Here is a 26,672-nt window from a genome sequence, read left to right as displayed (position 1 = left end):
AGGCGGTGGGCGCGGGCGATAGGACAAAACGTCCAATACACCCGCCGCGGGCGCAGCACTACATTGGCGCCGAATCTTCAGTACCCCCACTCCCATGTCCATTGCGCGCAGAACCCTGCAGGCGGCCCTGCTGCTAGCGGCCGCGGGCCTGCTTTCAGGCTGCAACTTGCTGGTCCTCAACCCCTCCGGCGACATCGCCGCCCGCCAAGGGCAGCTGATCGTGGTGGCCACGGTGTTGATGCTGATCGTGATCGTGCCGGTGATCGCGCTGACCTTCTGGTTCGCCTGGCGTTACCGCGCGTCCAACACCGCCGCCACCTACCAGCCCGACTGGGACCATTCCACCCAGCTGGAACTGGTGATCTGGGGCGTGCCGCTGCTGATCATCATCGCCCTGGGCGCGGTGACCTGGATCAGCACCCATCTGCTGGACCCGTACCGCCCGCTGGACCGCATCGCCGAAGGCAAGCCGGTGCCGGCGCAGGTCAAGCCGCTGGAAATCCAGGTGGTGGCGCTGGATTGGAAATGGCTGTTCGTCTACCCGGAAGAGGGCGTGGCGTCGGTGAACGAAGTGGCCGTGCCGGTGGACCGGCCGGTGCGCTTCCGCATCACCGCCTCGTCGGTGATGAATACGTTCTACGTGCCCGAGCTGGCCGGCATGATCTACGCCATGCCCGGCATGGAGAGCAATCTCAACGCCGTGATCAACGCGCCGGGCGAGTACGAAGGCCTGTCGGCCAACTACAGCGGCGCCGGCTTCTCGCACATGCGCTTCAAGTTCCACGGCCTGGCCGATGGCGACTATCAGCAGTGGATCGCCCAGCTGCGTAAAGATCCCGATCAGCTGACGCGTGCGGCCTACCTGGAGCTGGAAAAGCCCAGCACGCGCGAGCCCATCCGTCATTACGCGCGCGTGGACCGCGGCCTGTACGACGCGGTGCTCAACCGCTGCGTGGACGTGGACCGGCTGTGCATGAACCAGATGATGGCGCTGGACGCCGCCGGCGGCCTGGGCCTGGACGGCCTGAAGTCGCTGGCCACGCCGCGCCGCGGCGACCCGCGCCTGGGCGCCTACGTGCCGGCCGAAGTGTGCGTGGCGCAACCGCGCTCGCCGTTGATCCCGTCGCCCGCGCTGGCCGGCATGAAGTCGTCGCCGTAAGGCGCCCGCTCACGACCTAACGAATCGTCTTTGGAAGTCCCTGCGATGTCCCTCGAAAGCGGTATGCCCCCGACCTCACCGATCTTCGGTCGCATGACCTGGGATGCGGTGCCCATGCTGCACGATCCCATCATCGCGGCCACCTTCATCGGCTCGGTGCTCGTGGGCCTGGCGGTGCTGGGCGCGGTCACCAAGTACAGGCTGTGGGGCTACCTGTGGAAGGAGTGGTTCACCAGCATCGACCATAAGAAGATCGGCATCATGTACATGGTGCTGGGCCTGGTGATGCTGCTGCGCGGCTTCGCCGACGCGATCATGATGCGCCTGCAGCAGGCCATGGCCTTCGGCGACAACGCCGGCTACCTGCCGCCGCACCACTACGATCAGATCTTCACCGCCCACGGCGTGATCATGATCTTCTTCGTGGCCATGCCGCTGGTCACCGGCCTGATGAACTACCTGGTGCCGCTGCAGATCGGCGCGCGCGACGTGGCCTTCCCGTTCCTGAACAATTTCAGTTTCTGGATGACGGTCAGCGGCGCGGTGCTGGTGATGATGTCGCTGTTCTTCGGCGAGTTCGCCGCCACCGGCTGGCTGGCCTATCCGCCGCTGTCGGGACAGGCCTTCAGTCCATGGGTAGGCGTGGACTACTACATATGGGCGCTACAGATAGCCGGCGTAGGCACCCTGCTATCGGGCGTGAACCTGCTGGTGACCATCATCAAGATGCGCGCGCCGGGCATGGGCCTGATGAAGATGCCGGTGTTCACCTGGACCGCGCTGTGCACCAACGTGCTGATCGTGGTGTCGTTCCCGGTGCTGACCGCAGTGCTGGCGTTGTTGGGCCTGGACCGCTACGCGGGCACCAACTTCTTCACCAACGATCTGGGCGGCAACGCCATGATGTACGTCAACCTGATCTGGATCTGGGGCCACCCGGAGGTGTACATCCTGATCCTGCCGCTGTTCGGGGTGTACTCGGAGATCGTATCGACCTATTCGGGCAAGCGCCTGTTCGGCTATTCGTCGATGGTCTACGCCACGGTGTGCATCACCGTGCTGTCGTACCTGGTGTGGCTGCACCACTTCTTCACCATGGGCTCGGGCGCCAGCGTCAACTCGTTCTTCGGCATCACCACCATGATCATCTCGATCCCCACGGGGGCGAAGATCTTCAACTGGCTGTTCACCATGTACCGCGGCCGCATCCGCTTCGAGGTGCCGATGCTGTGGACCATGGGCTTCATGGTCACCTTCGTGGTGGGCGGCATGACCGGCGTGCTGCTGGCGGTGCCGCCGGCGGACTTCGTGCTGCACAACAGCCTGTTCCTGGTGGCGCACTTCCATAACGTGATCATCGGCGGCGTGGTGTTCGGCCTGTTCGCGGCCATGACCCATTGGTTCCCCAAGGCCTTCGGTTTCAAGCTCGACGACTTCTGGGGCAAGGTCTCGTTCTGGTTCTGGCTGGCCGGTTACTGGTTCGCCTTCACCCCGCTGTACGTGCTGGGGCTGATGGGCGTGACCCGCCGGGTCAGCCACTTCGAGGACCCGTCGCTGCAGATCTGGTTCGTGATCGCCGCCTTCGGCGCGGTGCTGGTGGCCGTGGGCATCGCCGCGTTCCTGATCTGCATCTACGTGAGTTTCCGCAAGCGCGAGCAGCTGCGCGACGTGAGCGGCGATCCCTGGGACGGCCGCACCCTGGAATGGTCCACCTCCTCGCCGCCGCCGGCCTACAACTTCGCCTTCACCCCGGTGGTGCACGACAACGACGCCTGGTGGGACATGAAACAGCGTGGCTTCAAGCGCGCGCTCGGCGGCTTCCTGCCGGTGCACATGCCGCGCAACACGCCGGCCGGCGTGGTGCTGGCGGGCCTGAGCACGGCCTGCGGCTTCGCCCTGATCTGGCACATCTGGTGGCTGGCCGTGGCGTCGCTGGCGGGCATCGTGGTCTACGCGATCTACCACAGCTTCAACTACGACCGCGATTACCACATCCCCGCCGCCGAAGTGGCCGCGACCGAACAGGCGCGCACCGCGCAGCTGGAGGCCGCCCGTGTCTGAGTCCGTGTCCCTGACCCATGCCGACGGCCGCCCGGTGTTCCTGGACACCGAAGGCAAGCACCATCCGCATAACGGCACGCTGCTGGGCTTCTGGCTGTACCTGCTCAGCGACCTGATGATCTTCGCCTGTCTGTTCGCCACCTACGGCGTGCTCGGCCGCAACTACGCGGCCGGCCCCTCGGGCGCGGACCTGTTCGAGCTGCCGCTGATCGCGGTGAACACGGCGGTGCTGCTGCTGTCGTCGATCACCTACGGCTTCGCCATGATCGCCCTGCAGAAGCGCAGCAAGCGCGGGCTGATCGGCTGGCTGCTGGTGACCGGGCTGCTGGGCCTGTGCTTCCTGGGCATCGAGCTGTACGAGTTCGCGCACCTGATCCACATCGGCGCCGGCCCGCAGCGCAGCGCGTTCCTGTCTTCGTTCTTCGCCCTGGTCGGCACCCACGGTCTGCACGTGCTGTTCGGCGTGATCTGGCTGCTGGTGCTGTGCGTGCAGGTCAACAAGCACGGCATCAACCGCGCCAACGCGCGCCGGGTGGCCTGCCTGTCGATGTTCTGGCACTTCCTCGACGTCGTCTGGATCGGCGTCTTCACCTTCGTCTACCTGATGGGCTCGCTGCCATGACCGACCCTTCCGTCCACGGCCACGATGAGCACCATGACGACGACGGCATTCCGCACGTCTCGGTCAAGGAATACCTGACCGGCTTCGTGCTGTCGGTGGTGCTGACCGCGATTCCCTTCGCCCTGGTGATGGGCAAGGCCGTGCCCAACTCCATCGTGCTGGCCGTGGTGCTGCTGGCCTTCGCCGCGGTGCAGGTGGTGGTGCACATGGTCTACTTCCTGCACATGAACGCCAAGTCCGAAGGCGGCTGGAACGCGCTGGCGCTGATCTTCACCGTGGTGCTGGTGGTGATCGTGCTCAGCGGCTCCTTGTGGGTCATGCACCACCTGAACTCGAACATGATGCCGGGCGCGCACGACATGCAGGAAATGATCAAGAACGCGCCGTGACCCCGATAGGCGCCGACGCTGCGCGGACCCCACGGCGCCGGCGCGCGCTGCGGGCCGTGTTCGCGGCGGCGCTGCTGCTGGCGTTTGCGGGTTTCCTCGCATTGGGCGTGTGGCAGGTACAGCGCCTGGGCTGGAAACGCGACCTGATCGCGCGCGTGGACGCGCGCGTGCAGGCCGCGCCCACGGACGCGCCGGCGCGCGCTGGCTGGGTCGCGGTCAGCGACAGTCGCGACAGTTACCGCCGCGTGCGCGTGAGCGGGCGTTTCGTGCCCGGCAAGGCCGCGCGCACTCAGGCGGTGACCGAGCTGGGCGCGGGCGTGTGGCTGCTGCAGCCCCTGCAGACCGACGACGGCGACTACGTCTGGGTGAACCGTGGCTTCGTGCCCACCGGCGACACCGGCCGCGCCGCGCCGCAGGGCCGCGTGGAGCTGGTGGGCCTGCTGCGCATGAGCGAGCCCGGCGGCGGCTTCCTGCGCCGCAACGATCCGCAGCACGACCGCTGGTACTCGCGCGACGTGCGCGCGCTGGCGCTGGCGCGCGGGCTGCCGGCCGAGCGCGTGGCGCCTTATTTCATCGATGCCGCGCGCGCAGGCGACGGGCGCGCCTGGCCGCGCGGCGGCATGACCGTGGTGAAGTTCCGCGATTCGCATCTGTCCTACGCGCTGACCTGGTTCGGCCTGGCCGCGCTGACCCTGGTGGGGGCAGGGTGGCTGTTCGCCTCCGAGCGCCGTTTGCGGCAAGATCGTGCGCGAGCCAAAGGGCGCGCCGATCATGCACACAGCACCGGACCGGGATGAGGACGCCGCCGACGCGGCGCCGCAGGGCCCGTCCGTGATCCGCCCGGACCGCGCCGCGCTGCGCAACATGCAACAGCTGATCCAACTGCGCTGGATCGCGGTGGTGGGGCAGATCGCGACCATCCTGGTGGTCGACTACGGCCTGGGCATCGACCTGCCGCTGGCGATGATGTGCACGGTGCTGGCCGCCTTGGCCGCCTTCAACCTGGGCAGCCAGCTATGGTGGCGCCGGCGCGGGCGCGTGTCCAACGGCGCACTGCTGCTGGGCCTGCTGGTGGACGTGGCCTCGCTGACCGTGCAGCTCTACCTCAGCGGCGGCATCACCAACCCCTTCGTGTTCCTGTACCTGCTGCAGGTGGTGCTGGGCACGGTGCTGCTGCGCTCGCCGGCCAGTTGGGTGCTGGCTGCGGCGGCGGGCCTGTGCGTGACCGGCCTGACCCTGGTACCCACGCCGCTGCAGCTGTCGGCGGTGCCGGCCAACGGTTTGGCCGACCATTACGTGCAGGGCCTGCTGATCTGCTTCCTGCTGATCGCCGCGCTGCTGGTGGTGTTCATCACCCGCATCGGCCGCATCCTGCGCGAGCGCGACGCGCGCCTGGCCGAACTGCGCCAGCGCGCGGCCGAGGAGGATCACATCGTGCGCATGGGGCTGCTGGCTTCGGGCGCGGCGCACGAGCTGGGCACGCCGCTGGCGATCCTGTCGGTGATCCTGGGCGACTGGCGGCGGCTGCCGGCGGTGGCCGCCGATGCCGAGCTGGACCAGGACGTGAGCGAGATGCAGGCGCAGGTGGCGCGCTGCAAATCCATCGTCACCAACATCCTGCTGTCGGCCGGCGAAACCCGCGGCGAAGCGCCGATCGAAACCACGCTGCACGCGCTGCTGGACGAACTGGCCGCCGAATGGCGCGCCGCGCGCAGCCCCGAGAGTTTCCGCTACGAGAACCGCTGCAGCGACAACCCGCGCATCGTCTCCGACGCCGGCCTGCGGCAGATGGTGTTCAACGTGCTCGACAACGCGCTGGAAGCCTCGCCCGGCTGGGTCGGCCTGGAGGCGCATTGCCGCGACGGCGAGCTGCGCATCGAAGTCAGCGACGCCGGCCCGGGGTTCGAGCGCGACATCCTGCAGCGCCTGGGCAGCCCCTACAACAGCAGCAAGGGCCGCCCGGGCGGCGGCCTGGGCCTGTTCCTTTCGGTCAACGTGGCGCGTACCCTGGGCGGCAGCCTCTCGGCGAAAAACCGCTCCCAAGGCGGCGCGACGGTCACCCTGGCGCTGCCGCTGTCGGCGATAGCCATCGAGGAGGACGGCGATGACGACTGAACGCAGGCTCCTGATCGTCGAAGACGATGCCGCCTTCGCGCGCACCCTGGTGCGCTCGTTCGAACGCCGCGGCTATGAGGTGCGCCACCTGGCCGGCGAAGACGGCTTGCCGGCGCTGTTGCAGCAGTACGCGCCCACGCATGCGGTGGTGGACCTGAAGCTGGCCGGCGGCGCCTCCGGCCTGTCCTGCGTCAAACACCTGCACGCCTTCGATCCGGAACTGGTGATCGTGGTGCTGACCGGCTACGCCAGCATCGCCACCGCGGTGGAGGCGATCAAGCTCGGCGCCCGCCATTACCTGGCCAAGCCTTCCAACACCGACGACATCGAAGCCGCGTTCCAGCGCACCGCCGGCGACACCGAGGTGGAACTGACCCAGCGCACCACCTCGATCAAGACCCTGGAGTGGGAACACATCCACGAGGCGCTGGCGCAAAGCGACTTCAACATCTCCGAGGCCGCGCGCCGGCTGGGCCTGCACCGGCGCACGCTGGCGCGGAAGTTGGAGAAGCGGCGGATCAAGTAGCGGGTCGATACCGCGCCCCGGAGCCGGCGTACCGGCGCCGGGGCGCAAGGCGTTCAATGGTGATCGTCGCCGCCGTCTTCGTTGAGCATCGGCTTCACCGGGAACACGACCTGGTGTTTGCCTGCGCGCTCGAACCTCAGTTCGATCGTCACTCGCTCGCCTTGCATGAACCGCCGCTTGGGGCTCACCAGCATCAGGTGGTAGCTGCCGGGCTTGAGTTCCACGCGTGTGCCGGTGGGCAGCGGCAAGCCATCGGCCAGCTGGCGCATGCGCATCACGTCCTGGTCCATGCGCATTTCGTGGATTTCCACGCGCTGCGCGTCGGGTGTGCTGGCCGAGACCAGGCGGTCCGGGCGATCGCCGGTGTTGGTGAGGGCGGCGAAGCCGCCGGCCGCGGGCGCGCCGGGCGCCATCGCCCGCACCCAGGGCCGTTCGATGGCGATGTCGCCGACGGTGGCTTGGGGCGCGCGCGAGCAGGCCGCCAGGAAGGCCAGCGCGATCAGGGCGAAGACGAGCATGGAACGTGTGAGGTTCATCGCGGTGGCTCCGGTGAATCCAACAGGGACAGGGCGGCGGTGCAGGGACGGCGTTCCAGCGCGAGGCGCGACAGCAGCGCGCCCCAGGCCAACAGCCACGCCCCGGTGAGGGTGAAGAACGCGCTCATCGCTTCCATTCGATCCCCACGTAAACCGAGCGGCCATCGCCGGGAAGGAACGCGGCCTGATCGCGGCCCAGGGCGTCGGCGATCACGTTGGTGCTGGCGATCCACTTTCGGTCGCTCAGGTTGCGCGCATCGACGAACCAGGACCAGCGCGTGTCGACCTCGCCGCCCAGGCGCAGGCCCAGGGTGGTGTAGCCGGGCGCGCGCAGGGTGTTGGCGTGATCGACATAGGCGCCGCGCGGCGCCCACTCCAGGCTGGGCGTCAGGTACCAGGTCTGGCTCGGCGACCAACGCAGCGCGGCGCGCAGCTGCTGCGGCGGCAGGCCGGCCAGGCGGTTGTCGCCGTAGACGCGGTCGCGGTCGAAGCGGAAGTCGTTCCACAGGTAGTGCGCGGACAAGGCCCAAGCCGGCGCGAGCTGCCAGCCCAGACCCAGCTCCAGGCCTTGGTGCACGGTGCGGTCGGCGTTGACCGTGCCCAGCGGATTGCCGTTGCCGTCGGTCAGGGCGAGCAGTTCGTCGCGCACGCGGGCGCGATACAGCGCCGCGTCCAACGCCAGCGTATCGCGCTGGATGCGCAGGCCCAGCTCGGCGGTGGTGGCCTGCTGCCGATCGACCTGGGTGACGTTGGGACCGCCCGACAGCTCGCCGAAGCTCGGCGGTTCCAGGCTGCGGCTGAGATTGGCGTACCACTGCACCCCATCGTCCATCAGGTAGCGCAGGCCTAGCTTGGGGCTGAAGCCGGAGTAGCGCACGTCGAAACTCTCGTCGCGACCGCCGGTGACGAACTCGTCGCGCGAGCGCCGCGTGGAGCGCAGCCCTTGCAGCCCCAGCGACAACGCCCAGCGGTCGTCCAGCCAGGTCTGATTTTCCACATAGGCCTTGAGGTTGCTGGCGCGCTGGTCGAAGCGGTTGCTGCGCGGGCCGGGCTTGCCGGCGAGGTTGAAGAATCGGTCGTCGTCGATATGGCCCTGCGCATAGGCCAGGCCTGCGATCAGCACGTTGCGATGACCGGCGATGCGGCCCTCGCTGCGCCAGCGCAGGTCCACGCCCGCGTCGCGGCTGTCCTGCTGCAGCACCTGGAAGATCGGGTGGTGCAGCGACTTGTCGGCGTAGTAGGCCGACAGCGTCAGCGAGCGCGCTTGCGACGGCGCCCAGGCCAGCTTGGCGGCGATGCGGTCCAGGCGGAAATCGCGACGCTGGTCCAGGGCGAGGTTGCCGGCGTTGGCTGCGCGTGGATCGCGGCGTGCCTGGGCCAGCGTCAGGTTGCCAGGCAGTTCCGAGCGCGTGTCGACATGGGTCAGGTAGACGCGGCCGTCCAGCGTGTCGCCGAAGCGGTAGCCGGCATTGCCGAACAGGCGATAGGTCTCCTGTTCGGCATGGTCGCGGTAGCCGTCCTGGGCGTAGCCGGTGAGGCTGAGGTAGCCGTCGGCGCGCCCGGTTTGCCCGGCCAGTGCGGCCTGGGCGCGGCGGTAGCCGTCGCTGCCGGCTTCCACGCGCAGGTCGGTGGCGGCGGCGTCGTAGCCGGTGGGCGAGACGAAATTGACCGCGCCGCCCAGCGTGGCGGCGCCGTATTCCAGGGCGTTGGCGCCGCGATAGACCTCGATGTAGCGCGCCGCCAGCGGCTCTACCGCCTGCATGTCGAAGCCGCCGTCGGCCAGGTTGAGCGGGCTGCCGTCCTGCAGCAGTTCGATGCCGCGGCCGTGGAAGGTGCGCTGCAGGCCGGAGCCGCGGATCGACAGGCGCCCCTCCTCGGCGCCGAAACGCGATTGCGCGAACACGCCCGGCGCATAGCCCAGCGCATCGGTCAGGGTGCTGACGCGGCCGTCGCGGTAACTGTCGCCATCGACCAGGGCGGTGCCCCCGGCACGTTGATCCAGGCGCTCGCGCGCTTGTTCGATGCGTTCGACGGTGCCCAGTTCGGGGCGTTCGCCGCGCACCACGACTTTGTCCAGCGTGGTGGCGGCATCGGTGGGTTCTGCGGCATGAGCCGGGCAGGGGATAGCGAGGGCCCAGGCCACGGCCAGGGCCAGTCGCGACGCGCGCACAGGCGCCATCGCGATCGGGAAGATCGACATGGTGAAAACTCCGAAAGCTACGGAACGCGCGCGGCTACGGCCGCGCGCGGATCGGGAAGCGGTGTGCTTTCAGAGCGCCAGCGGCGGGCCGCGCGAGCCCAGGCCGCAGGGATACAGCAGGCTGCGCGGTGCGCTCAGCCGCCATGGGATGGGCGGCCGGCGCGAAGGCGCCGGCAGCGCGAACACCAGGCACAGCAGCAGGATCGCCAGGCCGCCCAGCACCGGGCAGTAGGCGCAGTCCTCGCCGGCCATGGCGCTGCCGGCAGGCGATGTGGGCGTGGGATCCGGGTTCATCGGGTCGGCGCCGTCGGGCGCGAGCTTGACCCACTTCAGGCCGGCCATGGTGCACATCTGCGCCCATACGCCGTCGGCGTTGGCGCTGCCGGCCAGCATGCGCCCGGCTGTGGGCACGGCGAACAGCAGCAGCATGGCGACTAACGCCAGCAGGGCCATCCGGCGCTGGAAAGTGGGGGAGCGCATGCGGCGGCGATTGTAGCAACCGGGTGGGCTTGGAGTGCCCGGACCTCACACCCTGCCGCGCGGCGACCCAGCCGTACGGATCACATACCCCAGCAATGCCAGCCACGCGAACAGCGCCACCACGGTGGGCACCTGGAACTTGCTCGACGTGCCGATGGTGAAACTGCGCGCGGTGAAGAAGATCATCGTCCACAACGCCAGGTTCGCCGCGACCACCGGCCAGCGCGCCTGGTGACGCGTCAGCCAGGCGATGATGCTGGGCATCAGCGCGATCGGTGCGGTGGCGCAGAAAAACAACAGGAAGACGGTGTAGTTCATGGCGGCGGAGTGCGGGCTCACGGTGCGGCCCACCGCAACCAGTGGCGAGGGCGCCGCCAGGATAACCCCGCCTACGCCCCCGCCGCGATGCGCAGGCTCAGCGCTGCGCGGACGCCGCCCAGCGGAACAGCAGCGCCGACACCGCCCACAGCGCGATAAAGACGCAGGTCAGCAAGGCCTCGTAGGTGTAGCCCAGCCACCACACCACCGCCGCGGCGATCGCCTGCGCGGCGGCTGTGGCCGCCAGCGTCCAGGCCATGCCGCGCGCTTTGAAGCGTGCGGCGAGCGCGCCGATCACCGGCACCAGCAGCACGCCGGCGAACATCAGGTTGAGCGGATTGCCCTCGCTGCCGACGATGCCCACGGCCAGGTTCACCCACACCAGCCCGAAGCCGGCGGCGACGGCCACCGCCACGCCGACGCGGTAGGCCAGGTGGCCGTTCATGCGCGCGCCCAGCTCCATCGCGCCGCAGGCGCCCAGCAGCATGGCGCCGAAGACGACGAAGTCGCCCGGGCTCCATTGCACCTCGCCGGTGAACTGCATCGCCACCCAGGGCAGCAGCAGCAACGCCAGCGCGGCGGCCCACATGGCCGCGCGCCAGGGGCTGCTGGGCCAGGTGTTGCGAATGGTCTCGGTCATGTCTGCGCCCCCAGGCTTCGATGGTGGCGCCAGGGTGGGCGCCGCGTGTGCGAGCACGAAGGCGCGTGTGTGAAGTCAGGGCGAAGTGGGCGCCGCGAGCCAAGCCCGGACCAGGGCGGGGAGGTGTTCGGTGGCCTTGCCTCGGCGGAACTCGAAGCCGTCGGGTATCTCGTCCATCTCCAGCGAGACCAGCACCTTCTCCGCCCGGCCGCGCGCGGACCATACGAGCGAGGCCGCCGGGTGCACGCTCAACGAGGTGCCCACCACCAGCACCTTGGCCGCGGTGGCCACGTGCGCGCGGGCCTCGTCCATGTACTGGGTTTGCTCGCCGAACCAGACGATGTCCGGGCGCAGCTGGCTGCCGTCCTCGGCCAACTGGCCCAGCGCGATCGGCGCGTCGTCGATCCGGTAGCGCAGCGGCGGGGTGCCGGTGCTGCGCGCATAAGCCAGCTCGCCATGCAGATGGATGACCCGGCTGGAGCCGGCACGCTCGTGCAGCGCGTCGACGTTCTGGGTGATCACCACCACCTCGAACGCCGCCTCCAGCGCGGCGATGGCCGCGTGCGCGGCATTGGGCTGCGCGTGCCAGGCCTTCAGTCGCCGCTCGTTGTAAAAGGCCAGCACCGCTTCCGGCCGCGCGCGCCAGCCTTCGGGGCTGGCGACCTCGTGCCATTGGTACTGGTTCCACAGTCCGTTGCTGTCGCGAAAGGTGGGCAGGCCGCTTTCGGCGCTGAGGCCGGAGCCGGAGAGGACGACGATTTTGTTGGGCTGCATGGTGGCGCTCATCGGTCTTCTACATGGGCCTCTTGCTGTAGCCAGCGACAGAAGGCATCCACAGCGGGGCGCGTATCACGGCCAGGTGCGCGCACTACCCAGAACGCATAGGCGTTGGGCAGGGCGAGCTCGAACGGCTGGACCAGCCGGCCGTGGCGCAGGTCGTCCTGCACCAGCGGCGCCACGCCCAGCGTTACGCCATGCCCGGCTACGGCGGCTTCCTGCGCCAGGTAGATGCTGGAGAACAGCGGGCCGCGCGTGGCGTCCACGCCGCCGGCGCCGGCAGCCTGCAGCCAGGCCGCCCAGTCGGGCACGCCGGCGCGGCCGGTGGCGCTGTCGTCGTGCAGCAGGGTGTGGTGGCGCAGATCGTCGGGTCGCGCCAGCGGGCGCTGCGGGTCGTCGGCCAAGGCGGACGCGCACACCGGAAAGACCGGCGCGTCCATCAGCTTCTCGGCCTCGGCATAGCCGCCTGCACCGTAGCGGATGGCCACGTCGATGCCGTCGCGGGCGAAGTCGCTGTGTTCGTTGCCGGTGTCGATGCGCAGCTTGAGTTCGGGGTGGTCGCGGTGGAAGCGGTGCAGCCGCGGCGCCAGCCATTTGGCGGCGAAGGATTCGACGGTGCTCACGCGCAGGTGCGCGGCCAGGGGGGCGGTGGCGCGGTCCAGGGCCAGGTCGATGCGGGCGAAGGCGGCCCCGAGTTCGGCGGCCAGCGCCGTGCCCTCGGCGGTCAGTTCGACGCTGCGATGGCCGCGCACGAACAGCCGGGTACCCAGGTGGTCCTCCAGGTGCTTGATCTGGTGACTGACCGCGGCGGGAGTCACGAACAACTGCGTGGCGGCGGTCTGGAAACTCAGGCTGCGCGCGGCCGCTTCGAAGGCCCGCAGGGCGTTGAGCGGGGCAGGGCGGCGCGGCTTCAAGGGTCGCCTCGGGGCAAGGGCTGGAACCGCATCGTATCAAGTTAGTTTTGCTAAAGCGGCAGCCAAAAAATCTCGTTTGTCGCGCTCGCCGTGCCTGGCAAAGATGGCGCCCTGCGAACCGAGGGCATGGGCGATGCGGATGGAAGAACTGGCGGAGCAGGTGTGGATGTTCGTGGGCGAGGCCTACGAATCCGTGGCCACCGCTTTCATTGACGGCGACGACGCGCTGCTGGTGGATACGCTGGCCAGCACCGAAGACGCGCTGCGGCTGCGTCAGGCGCTGTGCGAACAGCGCGGCAAGAGCGTGCGCGCGATCGTGGCGACCCACTACATGAGCGACCACCTGGCCGGGCTGCCGCTGTTCCCGCAGGCGCTGAGCATCGCCCAGCGCCACTACCGCCATACCTTCCTGTACCAGAACCGGCGCGAGGATGCCTACTACCGCGAGCCGCGATTGGTGTTCGACCAGGCGATGACGCTGCGTTGGGGCGCCCACGAGCTGCGCCTGCTGCACAACCCGGGCAAGACCCTGGACCACGTGAGCGTGGACGTGCCCGGCGCCGATCTGGTCTGCGCGGGCGACAACATCGTCGGCCGCATCGTCTACCTGTCGCGTGCCGATCCCATGGCGTTGCGCGCGGCGATCCTGCGTTTGCGCGAGCTGGGCCGCGGCCGGGTGATCGGCGGGCATATGGGCTGCTTTCCCGCGGCGGTGCTGGAACAGGCGCTGCACTATCTGGACCGCCTGCGCGAGACGGTAGTGCGCATCCGTGCGACCAGCGTGCCGACGCAGGCCGACGAGCGCATCACCGCGATCCCCATCGAAGCCTGCTTGGCTCCGCAGGTGCAGCCGCTGGCGTTCGAGCGCGAATGGCATGGGCGCAACCTGGAGGCGATCGTGGCGCAGTCGGTATTCGCTTTGGACGCGGCGATCGCCGCACGGGAGGCTGGGGCATGAGCAGGGGCGAACGCGGCGTCGAGGGGCGCATCACCCGCCGGCGGCTGTTGGCGGCTACGGCGGGCATGGCGGCGTCCGCGCTGCTGCCTGTCGGAATGCTGCGCGCAAGCGGCGGCGAGGGCCTGCGCATCCAGCGCCTGGCTTGGGCCGGTATTCGCCTGCAGCTGCCGCGAGCCAGCCTTTTCATCGATCCGCTCACCAATCCGGACGCTTGGGGGCTGGCGCTCAAGGACCGGCTGGTACCGGTGAGCGACGCATCGGACGAAAGCTATGTGGCGATCACCCATGCCCATCCGGATCACTTCGACGCTCAAGCGGTAGCGCAGGCGCTGGCCAAGGGCGGCGTGCTCGCCTATCCCGCGGGCACCCAACCCCTGCCCATGCCGGCCGTCGCACGCGCACGCCCCAGTGTGGCCTGGGAACCGCAGTTGCTCGGTGATTTCACCGCCACGCCGGTGCCGGCGTCGGACGGCTACGGCGATCCGCAGGTGTCGTGGGTGGTGTCGGCCGGTGGGCGCCGCATCTTCCATGGCGGCGACACGCTGTGGCATGGCCATTGGTGGCGCATCGGCCGCCAGTTCGGTCCGTTCGACGCGGCCTTCCTGCCGATCAACGGCGCGCGCTTCGGCTGGCGCAAGCCGGTCAGCGGCCAACCCGGCGTGCTGACGCCGGAGCAGGCGGTGGCGGCGGCCGTGATTTTGGGTGCGCGCTGCCTGGTGCCGATCCACTACGGCGTGGCGGGCGCAACCGATTACGAGGAGATCGAGGATCCGCTCGGTCGCCTGCGCGCGGCCGCACGCGGAAAGGGCTTGCGCATTCGGGCCTTGGCGCCGGGCGAGTGGCTGGATTGGAACGGCGGCGCCTAAGCCGCGTCGTCCGCCAATACGTAGCCGTCGCCCAGCCAACGCTCGACCATGGCCAGCACCTGCGCTTCGCGCTCCTTGTGCGGCACGTGGCCGCAGCCGGGCAGCAGGCGCAGCGTGGCCGGGCCGGTGCTGAGCGCGGCGATGCGTTCGGGGTGACGGTGCGAACCGTACTCGTCGAGTTCGCCGTGCAGTGCCAGCACCGGGCACCGCACTTGCCGCAAGTGGTCGTCCAAGGACCAGTGGGCGAAATCGTCGGCGAGCCAGGTGTCGATCCAGGCGCTGAGCACCCAGGCGGCCTTGTCGCCGTGGTACTTGCTCAAGCGTTCCAGCTGTCCGGGCTCGGCGAAGGTCGCGCGCGCCGCCTGGATGCCGGCGACGGTGCGGTCTTCGACGAAGGCCTGCGCGGACTCGGTGATCAGGGCCACGCAATCGTCGGGATACGCGGCCGCGCAGCCCACGGCCATGCCGCCGCCTACGCTGTGGCCGAAAACGACGAAGCGTTCCAACGCCAAGGCCTCGCGCAACGCCGCGAAACCCTGGCGCGCTTCGGCGTGGACGAAGGTCTTGTCCAAACGGGCCGGATGCGGATCGGAGCGACCGAAACCCAGACGGTCGTAGGCGATCACGCTGCGACCCGTGGCCTGGGCCAGACGCGACGGAAAATCGCGCCATAGCGCCACACAGCCCAACGAATCGTGCAGCAGCACGATGGGCGCACCGCTTTCGGATTGCGTCGGACGCCAGCGCTGCGCGTGCAGACGGCCCGAGCCGGTAGGAATCGAATACGTTTCGGTCGTAGCCAGGCTCATGCGTATCAAAGCGGCGGATAGCGATTCCCGCAGTGTAAACGGCGGTCGCCGCCGCCCAGAACCGGACGGCGTGTTTCCGCTCCGGATCGCGCCATCCAAACACGATCAAGGCCGGCCGCCGCAGGCCCAAAGATCATGACGCCGCACTGAACCGTTGCGCCGCGCCGCGCGGAACCGAACGGGTTCGTCCCCATTCGAATGGCATCGATGCCCGCGGCCGTGTCATCCGGTGAGACGGCCGCCGCGCACACTTTCATCCCGTCGCTCCGACGGGTTCCCACGGTGCCCGCCATGCCCTATACGCCCGAGCAGATCGAAGCCGAATTCCAGCGATTGAGCGCGACCCTGGCGCGGGTGCAGGCGCGCGCGGGGCGCGGGCTGGACTACGAACTGGAGCGGCGCCTGGACGCGCACCGGCGCACCCTCAGCGACATGGTCGGCGCCGACGGCGCGGTGCTGGTGCTGGACACGGTCAACGCCGGCAAGCAGGCCATGGGGCAGGAGCGCCCGGGCGACTATCTGGCCGCCATGGAGACCTCGCGGCGCACGCTAGCGCTGGTGTTGCGGCGCCTGCGCCACCGCGCCGAAGCGGCCTGAACGCCCCAGTCCAGCGTGGCCCTGTCCTGTCAGGCCTGCGAACCGCGTATTCAGGAGGACGGCCACCCGGACGGACCCGCTGGCCCTAGCGTCGAATCGCGTCAAGGCCGCGACATCCGGCCCAACGACGGTGTCAGGCCGCCATGTTAGGCTCTGAACCGTTCGGACGCCTTCGTACCCAGGGACGGTTCATGCGCAAGCTATCGGTCACCTTGGCAGTCATTCTCCGGCTCGCATTGCAGCGGGCGCGGGCAGGTGTCTTGATTTTCCCCCTCCTTATAGCGGGCTGCGCCATGCACGAAACCACGAACTTCGATTCGGCTGCCTGGAAATCGCAACGCGGCGCCAAGCCGCTGGACAACCAGCGCGGCGCCATGGTGCCGGCGCTGGCGAACCTGATCAGCGAGGGCATGCCGCGCGCGGACGTGATCGGCGTGCTCGGCGAACCCGATTCCAGCGATGCCGCCAAGGGCGTCGATGTGTACGAGCTGGGCGTGTCCGACGCCGGCATCGACGAAGAGTATTACGAGGTCCGCTACCAAGACGGGCGCGTCGCATCGCGCCGCTGGTCGCGCCGCTGAGGCGCGTAGCGCGCGTACGGCGCGCGACGGACGAAGGCTAGCGAAAAGGAGAGCGCCATGGCGGATCCACGCCCCAACCTCAACGACATCCGGACGTCGTACCAGGTCGCCGACGACGAGGTCATCACCTATCGGCCGCGCGTGTTCGGCGCGATCGACATCCCGTTCACCGACGGGCGGGAGATGACCAAGACCGAGGGCGCCTTGCTCGACCGCCTGACCCGCGATCGCGGGCTGGTGGGGCTGAGCGAGTTCCGCGATATCGCCCGCAACGCTTTCGCCGAAGGCGAGCGGCGCTTCCCCGACAATCCAGTGCCGTCCGGCGTTCCCGCCGACCGCGCGCGCGAGTGGCAGGGCAACGACGGCCACCGCGACGCGTTCCGGCACGCCTATTGGAGCGCGCGCCTGGCGCAGGAGTACGGGCCGGACTGGGCCAAGGCCTTCACCACCGCGCACGAAGGGTTGCCCGGCAACTGGGCCAATCGCGAAGCGATGGACCTGTACAACAATTCCATCGGCGTCCAGATCGGCGCGGCCAACCGCAACGCCACGCCGGAGCAACTGGCCAACCTGATCGGGCAGCAGCTCGACCAGGGCAAGCTGGTGCTGATGAACAGCAGCGGCAACCTGGAGTGGAGCGACCGCGTGCGCGTGGGCCAGCACGGTCTGTCGCCGGACGACGTGATCGGTCCCAAGCTGCCCACGCCCGGCGCCGTGTCCACCGACAGCCGTCAGGCCAGCCTGACGCCGCAGGCGGCGCCCGGCGAAGCGCGCACGGCGGTGGCCGCGTTGGACCCGAACGTCGCGCGCATGCGCGAAGACCCGATGTACCAGCAGGTGGTCGCGGCGATGCGCACCCACGGCATGGCCGATGAGCAGCTGGCGGCCAATCTGTATGCAGGCGCCAAGCTCAAGGGCTTCGAGGGCGTGACCGGCATCCAGCCCGGCAATCCCGTGGTCGATGCCAACGGCCAGCCGGACCGCAACGTGTTCGTGTTCGACGGCAGCCGTGGCCCGACCGGCCCGAACTACGCCATGGTCAGCGAGAACCAGGCGCGCGGCGTGCGCGAACAGGACGCGGCGAACGTCGCGGTGCAAACGCCCGGGGCGGCGCAGCCGCAAGTTCAGCTGGCCGCCGCGCAGACGGCCGAGCAGCCCGAACCGCAGCGCAAGGCGCTGGGCTGATCCGGTAGCGGCCGTGGCGATGGCATCATCGCCACGGCTGAACCTACGCCGACCCTTGCGGCGGAGCGGCGGACCGCGTGCCGTGCATGCCGCGATAAGCGATCGTTCTATCGCCGGCCCGCCGATTCACCATTCGGCCATTTTCCTTTCACGGAATTTTTCCGATCGCCTGTCCACCATGGCGCGCCCTCGCTCAGCGCGGCGGGCCAGGAGGCGTTAGATGCGTGTGGATGTATTCGTGGTGGGCGACAACGAAGGTTATGTGGTGGCGCCCGCCGGGCGGCCGCTGCCCTTGGACGAAATGTTGGCGCTGGGCGCGCTGCGCTACGGCTGGGCGCTGGACAGCGAGCGCGCGGCCATGCGCCTGGACTGGCGCGCGATCGCCACCGACATCGACGCGCGCGGCTACGGCGTGGTCTCGCGCGAGGACGTGACCGGCCTGCTGGCGCAGCCGCAGCGCTGGCTGCCGGCCTTGTATCCCGAGCATCACCGCCGCGCCGCCTGAACCGCGCTGCCGTGTCTTGCTTTGGGGTAGGAGCGGCGTGAGCCGCGACGGTGAAACCCGCAGGCCGACGTAGATTCGGCGTAGTTGCAATGCCGCGGTCGCGGCTCACGCCGCTCCTACAGGGGCTGGGCAGCGCATCAATGCCTTGGGGTAGGAGCGGCGTAAGCCGCGACCCGGAGTCGCGCGAGCCGGTGTGGTTTCGCCGCAGTTGCGTTGCCGCGATCGCGGCTCACGCCGCTCCTACAGGGGTTGGGCGGCGCATCAATGCCCTGGGGTAGGAGCGGCGCAAGCCGCGACCGCGACCCCCACAAGCCGGCGCACATTCGCCGTAGCTGCATTGCCGCGGTCGCGGCTCACGCCGCTCCTACAGGGGGCAGTCGCCACCGCATCGATACCTTGGGGTAGGAGCGGCGTAAGCCGCGACCCGGAGTCGCGCGAGCCGGTGTGGTTTCGCCGCAGTTGCGTTGCCGCGATCGCGGCTCACGCCGCTCCTACAGGGAATGGGCGGCGCATCAATGCCCTGGGGTAGGAGCGGCGCAAGCCGCGACCGCGACCCCCACAAGCCGGCGCACATTCGCCGTAGCTGCATTGCCGCGGTCGCGGCTCGCGCCGCTCCTACAGGGGCTGGGCGGCGCGTCAATGCCTTGGGGTAGGAGCGGCGTAAGCCGCGACCGCGAACCCCACAAGCCGGCGCACATTCGCCGTAGCTGCATTGCCGCGGTCGCGGCTTACCCCGCTCCCACAGGGGTAAGGGAAGCCTTAGCGGCCGATGCGGCCTAGCCCTACACGGCTCCGGCCATTCCGGTCTCGCATCCTGCGACACACGCCCGGTACAGTGGTGCCTGGTTTCCCGTTACCGGCCTCATGTCCAAGCCCGTCAGCAAGAGCGCCGCCAAGGCGCGCACCGCCTACGTCTGTTCCGAATGCGGCGCCGACCACAACAAGTGGCAGGGCCAGTGCGGCGAGTGCGGTGCCTGGAACACCCTGAGCGAGTTCGTGGTCGAGCCCGCGGCCAAGGGCGGCGGCGTCGCCGCCAGCCGGCGCACCAGCTGGGCCGGCCGCGCCGACGCGCCGGCGGTGACCGCGCTCAAGGACGTGCAGCACGCCGAGGAATCGCGGGTCAGCACCGGCATCGGCGAGTTCGACCGCGTGCTCGGCGGCGGCCTGGTGCATGGCGCGGTGGTGCTGGTGGGCGGCGACCCGGGCATCGGCAAATCCACCCTGCTGCTGCAGGCCATCGTGCGCATGGCGCAGAGCCTGCCGGGCCTGTACGTGACCGGCGAGGAATCGCTGTCGCAGGTGGCCGGGCGCGGCGCGCGCCTGGGCCTGCCGTTGGACGGCGTGCACGCACTGGCCGAGACCGGCGTGGAGCGCATCCTCGAACACGCGGCCAGGATGAAGCCGGCGCTGATCGTGGCCGACTCGGTGCAGACCCTGTGGACCGAGGAACTCAGCGCCGCACCGGGCTCGGTCAGCCAGGTGCGCGAGAGCGCGGCACGGCTGGTGCGCTACGCCAAGGAAACCGGCACCTCGGTGTTCCTGGTCGGCCACGTCACCAAGGAGGGTGGCATCGCCGGCCCGCGCGTGCTCGAGCACATGGTCGACGCGGTGTTGTATTTCGAAGGCGAAAGCGGCAGCCGCTTCCGCGTGCTGCGCGCGTTCAAGAACCGCTTCGGCGCGGTCAACGAACTGGGCGTGTTCGCCATGGGCGACAAGGGCCTGCGCGAGGTGCCCAACCCCTCGGCGATCTTCCTGTCCGGCAGCCGCAGCCCGCAGCCGGGCAGCTGCGTGATGGTCACCCGCGAGGGCACCCGGCCGCTGCTGGTCGAAGTGCAGGCGCTGGTGGATTCCTCGCCGCTGTCCAATCCGCGCCGCGTCGCGGTCGGCATGGAGGGCAACCGCCTGGCCATGCTGCTGGCGGTGCTGCACCGCCACGGCGGCGTCGGTGTGGGCGACCAGGACGTGTTCGTCAACGTGGTCGGCGGCATCCGCGTGCAGGAAACCGCGGCCGACCTGCCGGTGCTGCTGGCGGTGCTGTCCTCGCTGCGCGACCGGCCGCTGCCCGAGCAGACCGTGGCCTTCGGCGAGGTCGGCCTGTCCGGCGAGATCCGCCCGGTGCCCAACGGCGAGGAGCGCCTGAAGGAAGCCGCCACCCACGGCTTCAAACGCGCCATCGTGCCCCAGGCCAACGCGCCCAAGAGCGGCCGGGTAGGGGAGATGACCGTGATCGGCGTGGAGCGGCTAGCGGACGCGCTGGAATCGGCTACGGACTAACGGCGGCGACGCAAAAGCAGATCCCCCTCAAACCCCCTTTTCCAAAGGGGGACGACAAGCCTTGGCGCATCGACAGAGTGTTGCAGCCCTTTGCTGTTCCCCCTTTTGAAATAGGGGGTAGGGATTTGCTCTGGACCGCGATGAGAGCAAATCCCTCTCAACAAAGGGGGAAGAAAAACTGGTAGTCGGAGTCGGAACGTCGCCGGCTCAGCCAGCAGGAACATCCGACACCGACTGCACCGCCGCCTTCTGCGCTTCCGCCGCCTGCTCGCGCTTGGCTTCTTCCACGCTAGGCAGCGGGATATCCCGCTCCTCGGTCGGCAAACCCAAGCCCTTGCGGCTGGCCTTGATCGCGCTGGGCATCGGCGGCGGCTTCAGCCCGCGGGCCAGCGCATAGGTCTGGCATTTGCGCTGCCACGCTTCCATCTCCGGCTTCACCGGCAGCCAGAAGATGTCTTCGAGTATCGGCATGCGCTGCGCCTGCTTCGCCCGGTCCGGCATCTCCGCCGGCAGCCACATGCGCCGCGCGGGGTCGGCGCCGTGCTGCAGCAGCCAATAGGCCTTGTCGAAATTGCCCAGGCCCGAATACCAATTGAGCACGGTGTCGTGGCCCAGCGCCTGGCCACCTTCGGACTTGGCGAACAAGGGTTCGTTGATGCGCGCGCCGCGCTGCACCAGCAACTGCACATTGCGCCACTGCCCGGCCTGGTAGGCCACGTGCAGCAGCGATTCCTCGTTGGAGCTCAGGGTGTTGGGATCGCCGCCGTGCTCCAGCAACAGCTTCAGGTACACCGGGTTCTTGCTGCGCGCGGCCAGCACCAGCGCGTTGTTGCGGTACTGCCCGCGCGGGCGCTGCGGTTCGTGCTTGCGTGCGTTGGGGTCGGCGCCGTTTTCCAGCAGCAGGCGCAGGCCCTCGGGGTTCTCGTTGAACACCGGCCAGGCCACCAGGGGCATGTCGCCCTTGTCGAACAGCCGGTCGGGGTTCACGCCCTGATCGCGGATCAGCCAGCGCACCTGCTCGGCCTTGCGCCGGTCGGTGGCCAGGGCCAGCTGCAGGGCCTGGCCCTGGAAGTAGTCGCCCGGGTCCCAGGGCAGGCGCTGGCCTTCGGCCGGCGGCGCGGCCCAGCAGCCGGCCAGCGCGCACAGCATCAGGCCGGCCAGCAGCCAGCGGCGCAGCGGCCGGGGAGGGGGCGGCAGGGGCGTAGACGGCATGGCGGTCGTCCTGGGCGGCGGGCGGCCCGAATGTAACAAAGCCGTCGTTTGACAGGGCGCGGGCGTGGTGGCAGTTTCGGCGCAAGATTCGTGCCGTTCAGGGAAGGAACTGTCACATGTCCACGCCCGATCCTGGCCTGCCCTCGCAGACCCCGCGGACCGTCGAGGAGAAGATCGCCCAGTTGCGCGAGCAGCAGGCGCTGTTGAGCTCGCTGCGCGAACGCGCCGCCAGCGGCGGCGATCGCGAACTGGGCGTGCAGGCCGACGCGCTGCAACGCCAGTACCACGCGCGCGAAATGGCCGGTCTGGCCGCCGACGTCTACAACGCCGCATCGCACACCGGCCAACCGCCGCCGGGTTGGCTGCGCGGCAGCGAGCATCCCGAACTGCTGCGCCAGGCCGGCATCAACTGGAGCAACCAGCGCACCGATCAGCTGCTGCAGCCGGACGACTCCGCGTTCCGCGCCGAGGTCTATCTGCCCGACCCGCGTGTGTACGGCCCGGAAGTGCGCCCGGTGCTGAGCTACAAGGGCTCCAACGGGCCGGTGGTGTTCGACGAAAGCGGCCGCCAGGTCACCCGCGAATCCGCGCCCGAAGACTGGATGAACAACGGTCGCCAGGGCCTGGGCCTGGAAAGCGACTACTACACCCGCGCGATGACCTTGGCGCGCGAGCTGCGCCAGTCCGGCGTGCAGGAAAAGTTCGAGATCGTCGGCCACTCGCTGGGCGGCGGCATGGCCTCGGCCGGTTCGGCCGTGACCGGCGTGCCCACCACCACCTTCAATGCCGCCGGCCTGCATCAGACCACGGCGCAGCGCTTTGCCGATCAGAACGGCCTGCGCGTGCACAACCCGAACCAGACCGTGGCCGCGTACCAGGTCACCGGCGAAGTGCTGACCGACGTGCAGACCAGCATCGACCGCATGAACGGCGCGCGCCGCGCCGAGCTGGGCCGCGTGGCCAACCAGGCTTCGGAACTGCTGCGCCTGCCCGGCGCGCGCGAACTCATGGGCCAGCAGTTGGCGCAGCACCTGCCCTACAGCCGCGAGGCCCAGGCCGACGCACGCGGGCTGGTCGATGCGCTGGCCACCCAGAACGGCAGCCGCGCGCTGCGCGACATGCCCTTGGCCGCAGGCCAGGTGCAGCCGCTGCTCACGCCCAAGACCCGCGACGCCCAGGGCAGCCTGGTCGATCGTCCGCAGGCGATGAGCCTGGGCCAGGCCGGCGAGTTCGCCGGCCCGCTGCTGCGCGTGGCCAGCGTGTCGCTGGCCGGCGCCCAGGCCGGGCGCCAGGTCGGCGAAGTGGTCGCCACCGGCGGCCGCGTGGTCGATCGCGGTCTGGACGCGGCCGGCGATGGCGCGCGCGTGAGCCTGCAGATGACCGGCCGCGCAGCGCAGGCCGGCAGCCACACCGTCGGTCAGGTGGTCGGCTGGCAGGTGCGCGCCGGGGGCGAAGCCACCGCCCAGGTTCAACTGGTCCGCGGCCAGGCCGCGGCAGGCGTGGACATGGTTCAGTGCAAGGCGGCCGAGTGGTCCAACAGCGCAACCAGCAGTTTGCTGCGCGGCGCCGGGCGCTGGGTGCCGATGCTCAACGACATCGCCGACCGCAACGACCGCGCCACCAGCCAGTACTGCGAAACCCAGCGCGGCCAAGCGCGGGCGGCCATCGCCAGCTCGCAGCAGTCGGCCCACAACACCCGCGCCGCCGCCCAGCACGGCGCGCAGGCGATCGAGCAGACCGCCGACGCGGCGGGCGCGCGCGTGCGCCGCGCGGCCGACGGTGCCGGCCATTCCATCGACGCCACCCTGGACGCCACCGGCTACCAGGTGCGCCGCACCACCAGCTACGCGCCGCTGGCCGGCGCGCTGACCGGCGCCACGGTGTCCGGCCTGGCCGGCACCGCGGTCACCTTCGACCCGACCCATCCCAGCAACTGGGGCAACATCGCGCGCACCAAGGTGCTGTTCGACAACATCGGCCAGGCCGCGGGCGAGGCAGTGCAGCGCCACGGCATGGTCGAGACGGTACTGCCGAGCATGGACTTCCGCACCCGCGAGATGGAGCGCGCCGCGCTCAGCCGCGCCCAGACAGTGGTGCCGTTGCCGGGCCGCGATGCGCCGGTGATCGCGCCGGCCAATCCGGGCAGCACGCCCGACACGCGCGGCGCCAATACCCAGGGTGGCGACGGCGTGCAGCTCAACGACCCGCGTCATAACCAGTACCCGCTGTACCGCGGAGCCGCCGATGGCGTCTATGCCCTGGACGCGCGCCACGCGCGCGCCTCCGACGGCCGCAGCGACCAGCTCGCCGGTGCGCTGACCGTGGCGGCCATGCGCAGCGGCATGCAGGAGATCCACCACGTCGAACTCAGCCGCGACGCCAGCCGCGTGTTCGCGGTGCAGGGCCGGCTGGACGACCCGGCGCGGCTCAACGCCAGCGTCGAAACCGCGCGCGGCATGGATACGCCGCTGCGCGAGAGCACCCAGCGCGCCAACGAGATCGAGGCCGCGCGCGCGCCTGCGCAACAGGCCCAGCAGCAGACCCAGGACCCGGCGCAAGAGCAGCAGAACGGCGAGCGGGCGATGCGCCGCGCCTGAGGCGCGGCGGCGCGTGCCGTAGTTCTTCGCCGTAGCAAGAGCAAATCCGCTCAATCCCCCTTTTTCAAAGGGGGAAGACAAGCAGCCCTGTGCTTCGAGCGCTGCCTTGCTCTTCCACACTCCGCTAGCCGTTCCTCCCTTTGAAAAAGGGGCTAGGGGGATTTGCCTTTAGCCGGGACAACCACTTCGATCCCCTTCCTCCAAAGGGAGTTACAAACGGCCAGCGACACACGATCGTCCCAGCGCCCGAACCACTTTTTTTCGCATGCACCACACGCCGATCATCGCGCTACACCGCCTGGCGCATGTCCGATCCGACTCACAGGTCACCGCCTTTGCTCTCTACGCATGGTGCGCGTCTGCAACGCAGTTCGAAAGCGAATGCGAACTGCATCGGATTTCCAACGCCCGCGTTGTAGCTTTGGCGGAATTGTGACTTCGGCGCGAGATTGCACGCAGGGCTTGCTCGACAGTCGATGCACCACGGCCGGACAAGGAATGTTCGATGGCACTGCGCATCCTGGTGTTGTGCACGGCGTACAACGGACTGTCGCAGCTGGCCGCGTGCCGGTTGCAGGAACTGGGGCACGACGTGGTCGTACAGGCCACCGGCGATCCGGACGTCATGCAGCAGGCCGCGCAGCGCGAGCGGCCGGACCTGATCGTGGCGCCGATGCTGAAGTCCGCGATCCCCGAAGCGGTGTGGAACCGCACCACCTGCCTGATCGTGCATCCGGGCATCGTCGGCGACCGCGGCCCGTCCTCGCTGGACTGGGCCATTCTCGACGGCGAGCGCGAATGGGGCGTGACCGTGCTGCAGGCGGCGGCGGAGATGGACGCCGGCGACATCTGGGCCACCTCGACCTTCGCCATGCGCGGCGTGGGCAAGAGCGAACTGTACCGGCACGAGGTCAGCCAGGCGGCGCTGCGCGCGCTGCTGCAGGCGGTAGAGCGTTACGAATCCGGGTTGCACACGCCGCGCGCACTGGACTACGCCGAGGCCGAGGTGCGCGGGCGCCTGCGTCCGCCCATGCGCGCGTCCGACCGTCAGCTGGATTGGGAGCTGCCGACCGCCACGCTGCTGCGCCGGGTGCGCAGCGGCGACAGCGCGCCCGGCGCGCGCGCCACCGTCGCCGGGCTGGCCTGCCACGCCTACGACGCCTGGCCCGAAGACGCGTTGCGCGGGCACCCGGCGCAACTGCTGGCGCAGCGCGAAGGCGCGATCTGCATCGGTACCGGCGACGGCGCGCTGTGGCTCACCCATCTGCGCGCGCGCGAGGGTATCAAGCTGCCGGCGGCGCAGGTGTTGGGGGCGCAGCGCTTGAGCGGGGTGAGCGAACGGCCGCTGGCGCCGGACGCCGAACACCAAGGCCAGACCTGGCGCGACATCCGCTACGTCGAGCGCGGGCCGGTGGGTTACCTGCATTTCGACTTCTACAATGGCGCCATGTCCAGCGAGCAATGCGAGCGCCTGCGCCTGGCGTTCGTGCAGGCGCGCCAGCGGCCCACACGCTGCATCGTGCTCATGGGCGGGCAGGACGTGTGGAGCAACGGCATCCACCTCAACCGGATCGACGCCGCGCCCGATCCGGCGCTGGAATCCTGGCGCAATATCCTGGCGATGAACGCGCTGGTGCGCGAGATCGTGCTCACCGACAGCCACCGCGTGGTCTCGGCCATGCAGGGCAACGCCGGCGCCGGCGGCGTGATCCTGGCCCTGGCCGCCGATCAGGTGTGGGCGCGCGGCGGGCTGGTCTTCAACCCGCACTACAAAGGCATGGGCGGCCTGTACGGGTCGGAGTACTGGACCTACCTGCTGCCGCGGCGGGTCGGCGCCGCGCGCGCGCAGGAACTGACCGAATCGCTGCGGCCGCTGTCGTCCGAGCATGCGCAGCGCATGGGCCTGATCGACGCCTGCTTCGGCGAAGACGGCGCCGGCTTCCGGGCGCAGGTGGCCGAGCGCGCGCTGGCGCTGTGCGCCGCCGAAGACGTGCGCAAGGCGGTCGCGGCCAAGCGCCGCCGCCGCGCCGCCGACGAGCGCCGCAAGCCGCTGGAGAGCTACGGCGCCGAGGAGCTGACGCACATGTACCGCAACTTCTTCGGTCCCGACCCGTCCTACCACGAGGCACGGCGCCGCTTCGTGCGCAAGGGCGCGCCGGCACCGGCGAGCACGCCGCGCGACGCGCGCGAGGCGCTGGCTTAAGCGGGCGCACGGCCGCGGAATCCTGTGGGAGCGGCGTGAGCCGCGATCGCGTCGGTGCGCGAGCCGGCGGAATGCGCCGGCTCGCGGTGTCGCGGCTCACGCCGCTCCTACCCCAAAGCCTGTGCGCTTAACGGGCGGCGCTGGTCGC

26 protein-coding genes are annotated in these 26,672 nt (G+C 69.6%); 16 read left to right on the top strand and 10 right to left on the bottom strand.

Features of this window, described 5'->3' with window-relative positions; genetic code table 11:
• The first annotated feature begins 94 nt into the window (after positions 1–94).
• The 7 genes from cyoA to DX914_RS07460 all read left to right on the top strand — a co-directional run bounded on the left by cyoA (position 95) and on the right by DX914_RS07460 (position 6,872).
• On the top strand, positions 95–1,159 hold the full coding sequence (gene cyoA, locus DX914_RS07490) for a ubiquinol oxidase subunit II (RefSeq protein WP_115858372.1): 1,065 nt from the start codon (positions 95–97) through the stop codon (positions 1,157–1,159).
• An 81-nt stretch (positions 1,160–1,240) separates the two neighbouring features.
• Complete coding sequence (gene cyoB, locus DX914_RS07485) at positions 1,241–3,220, top strand: cytochrome o ubiquinol oxidase subunit I (RefSeq protein ID WP_196778884.1); 1,980 nt, start codon at positions 1,241–1,243, stop codon at positions 3,218–3,220.
• Positions 3,213–3,842, top strand: coding sequence for a cytochrome o ubiquinol oxidase subunit III (cyoC, locus tag DX914_RS07480; RefSeq protein WP_115858371.1), 630 nt, complete (start codon positions 3,213–3,215; stop codon positions 3,840–3,842). Before cyoB ends, cyoC begins: the two co-directional genes overlap by 8 nt.
• Positions 3,839–4,231, top strand: a complete 393-nt coding sequence (cyoD, locus tag DX914_RS07475; RefSeq protein ID WP_115858370.1) for a cytochrome o ubiquinol oxidase subunit IV — start codon at positions 3,839–3,841, stop codon at positions 4,229–4,231. The genes cyoC and cyoD overlap by 4 nt, the downstream gene beginning before the upstream one ends.
• On the top strand, positions 4,228–5,028 hold the full coding sequence (locus DX914_RS07470; protein WP_231118174.1) for an SURF1 family protein: 801 nt from the start codon (positions 4,228–4,230) through the stop codon (positions 5,026–5,028). Before cyoD ends, DX914_RS07470 begins: the two co-directional genes overlap by 4 nt.
• Positions 5,003–6,346 (top strand): ATP-binding protein, encoded by a 1,344-nt coding sequence (locus DX914_RS07465; RefSeq protein WP_115858368.1) that lies wholly within the window; start codon positions 5,003–5,005, stop codon positions 6,344–6,346. Before DX914_RS07470 ends, DX914_RS07465 begins: the two co-directional genes overlap by 26 nt.
• Positions 6,336–6,872 (top strand): response regulator transcription factor, encoded by a 537-nt coding sequence (locus tag DX914_RS07460; protein WP_115858367.1) that lies wholly within the window; start codon positions 6,336–6,338, stop codon positions 6,870–6,872. Before DX914_RS07465 ends, DX914_RS07460 begins: the two co-directional genes overlap by 11 nt.
• 53 nt (positions 6,873–6,925) lie before the next feature.
• On the opposite strand, the gene DX914_RS07455 is transcribed toward DX914_RS07460, so the two are convergent.
• The 8 genes from DX914_RS07455 to gcvA all read right to left on the bottom strand — a co-directional run bounded on the left by DX914_RS07455 (position 6,926) and on the right by gcvA (position 12,737).
• Complete coding sequence (locus DX914_RS07455; protein WP_196778845.1) at positions 6,926–7,408, bottom strand: copper chaperone PCu(A)C; 483 nt, start codon at positions 7,406–7,408, stop codon at positions 6,926–6,928.
• On the bottom strand, positions 7,405–7,536 hold the full coding sequence (locus DX914_RS20695; RefSeq protein WP_269204240.1) for a hypothetical protein: 132 nt from the start codon (positions 7,534–7,536) through the stop codon (positions 7,405–7,407). The genes DX914_RS07455 and DX914_RS20695 overlap by 4 nt, the downstream gene beginning before the upstream one ends.
• The gene (locus DX914_RS07450) at positions 7,533–9,608 is read right to left on the bottom strand and encodes a TonB-dependent receptor family protein (protein ID WP_196778844.1); all 2,076 of its coding nucleotides are present in this window, start codon (positions 9,606–9,608) and stop codon (positions 7,533–7,535) included. The genes DX914_RS20695 and DX914_RS07450 overlap by 4 nt, the downstream gene beginning before the upstream one ends.
• Before the next feature lie 69 nt (positions 9,609–9,677).
• The gene (locus tag DX914_RS07445) at positions 9,678–10,088 is read right to left on the bottom strand and encodes a DUF2946 family protein (RefSeq protein WP_115858365.1); all 411 of its coding nucleotides are present in this window, start codon (positions 10,086–10,088) and stop codon (positions 9,678–9,680) included.
• A gap of 45 nt (positions 10,089–10,133) precedes the next feature.
• On the bottom strand, positions 10,134–10,406 hold the full coding sequence (locus DX914_RS07440) for a hypothetical protein (protein WP_115859175.1): 273 nt from the start codon (positions 10,404–10,406) through the stop codon (positions 10,134–10,136).
• Positions 10,407–10,503: 97 nt separating this feature from the next.
• On the bottom strand, positions 10,504–11,046 hold the full coding sequence (locus DX914_RS07435) for a hypothetical protein (protein WP_115858364.1): 543 nt from the start codon (positions 11,044–11,046) through the stop codon (positions 10,504–10,506).
• Between the two features lie 75 nt (positions 11,047–11,121).
• Positions 11,122–11,820, bottom strand: a complete 699-nt coding sequence (locus DX914_RS07430; protein WP_196778843.1) for an SIR2 family NAD-dependent protein deacylase — start codon at positions 11,818–11,820, stop codon at positions 11,122–11,124.
• 8 nt (positions 11,821–11,828) lie between these two features.
• A complete protein-coding gene (gene gcvA / locus DX914_RS07425) occupies positions 11,829–12,737 on the bottom strand; it encodes a transcriptional regulator GcvA (RefSeq protein WP_115858362.1) in 909 nt (302 codons plus the stop codon).
• A gap of 139 nt (positions 12,738–12,876) precedes the next feature.
• Here gcvA and DX914_RS07420 point away from each other — a divergent pair, with 139 nt between their 5' ends.
• Both DX914_RS07420 and DX914_RS07415 read left to right on the top strand, forming a co-directional pair.
• Positions 12,877–13,695 carry an MBL fold metallo-hydrolase gene (locus tag DX914_RS07420; RefSeq protein WP_158549206.1) on the top strand — a complete coding sequence of 273 codons (819 nt, stop codon included), beginning with the start codon at positions 12,877–12,879 and terminating at the stop codon, positions 13,693–13,695.
• Positions 13,692–14,561: an MBL fold metallo-hydrolase gene (locus DX914_RS07415; RefSeq protein WP_115858360.1), complete on the top strand. Its 870-nt coding sequence runs from the start codon at positions 13,692–13,694 to the stop codon at positions 14,559–14,561. The genes DX914_RS07420 and DX914_RS07415 overlap by 4 nt, the downstream gene beginning before the upstream one ends.
• Here DX914_RS07415 and DX914_RS07410 read toward each other — a convergent pair.
• A complete protein-coding gene (locus DX914_RS07410; RefSeq protein ID WP_115858359.1) occupies positions 14,558–15,370 on the bottom strand; it encodes an alpha/beta fold hydrolase in 813 nt (270 codons plus the stop codon). The genes DX914_RS07415 and DX914_RS07410 overlap by 4 nt on opposite strands.
• A gap of 291 nt (positions 15,371–15,661) precedes the next feature.
• Between DX914_RS07410 and DX914_RS07405 the strand changes: the two genes are divergently transcribed.
• The 5 genes from DX914_RS07405 (at position 15,662) to radA (ending at position 20,512) form a co-directional block, all read left to right on the top strand.
• Positions 15,662–15,967, top strand: a complete 306-nt coding sequence (locus DX914_RS07405) for a hypothetical protein (RefSeq protein ID WP_115858358.1) — start codon at positions 15,662–15,664, stop codon at positions 15,965–15,967.
• 293 nt (positions 15,968–16,260) lie between these two features.
• A complete protein-coding gene (locus DX914_RS07400; RefSeq protein WP_115858357.1) occupies positions 16,261–16,548 on the top strand; it encodes a hypothetical protein in 288 nt (95 codons plus the stop codon).
• A 57-nt stretch (positions 16,549–16,605) separates the two neighbouring features.
• Positions 16,606–17,733 (top strand): DUF6973 domain-containing protein, encoded by a 1,128-nt coding sequence (locus tag DX914_RS07395; protein WP_115858356.1) that lies wholly within the window; start codon positions 16,606–16,608, stop codon positions 17,731–17,733.
• 220 nt (positions 17,734–17,953) lie between these two features.
• Positions 17,954–18,238: a hypothetical protein gene (locus DX914_RS07390; RefSeq protein ID WP_115858355.1), complete on the top strand. Its 285-nt coding sequence runs from the start codon at positions 17,954–17,956 to the stop codon at positions 18,236–18,238.
• An 864-nt stretch (positions 18,239–19,102) separates the two neighbouring features.
• Entirely contained in the window at positions 19,103–20,512 is a 1,410-nt protein-coding gene (gene radA / locus DX914_RS07385) for a DNA repair protein RadA (protein ID WP_115858354.1), read from the top strand.
• A 207-nt stretch (positions 20,513–20,719) separates the two neighbouring features.
• Here the strand turns inward: radA and DX914_RS07380 are convergent, their stop codons facing one another.
• A complete protein-coding gene (locus tag DX914_RS07380) occupies positions 20,720–21,724 on the bottom strand; it encodes an ankyrin repeat domain-containing protein (protein WP_115858353.1) in 1,005 nt (334 codons plus the stop codon).
• Between the two features lie 116 nt (positions 21,725–21,840).
• Between DX914_RS07380 and DX914_RS07375 the strand changes: the two genes are divergently transcribed.
• Positions 21,841–24,321 (top strand): Tle-like phospholipase domain-containing protein, encoded by a 2,481-nt coding sequence (locus DX914_RS07375; RefSeq protein WP_115858352.1) that lies wholly within the window; start codon positions 21,841–21,843, stop codon positions 24,319–24,321.
• 505 nt (positions 24,322–24,826) lie between these two features.
• The gene (locus DX914_RS07370) at positions 24,827–26,524 is read left to right on the top strand and encodes a hydrogenase maturation protein (RefSeq protein WP_196778842.1); all 1,698 of its coding nucleotides are present in this window, start codon (positions 24,827–24,829) and stop codon (positions 26,522–26,524) included.
• Positions 26,525–26,672 lie beyond the last annotated feature (148 nt).

It is taken from the genome of Lysobacter silvisoli, assembly GCF_003382365.1.
Lineage (GTDB): Bacteria > Pseudomonadota > Gammaproteobacteria > Xanthomonadales > Xanthomonadaceae > Lysobacter > Lysobacter silvisoli.
This window is presented reverse-complemented; position numbering and strand designations above follow the sequence as displayed.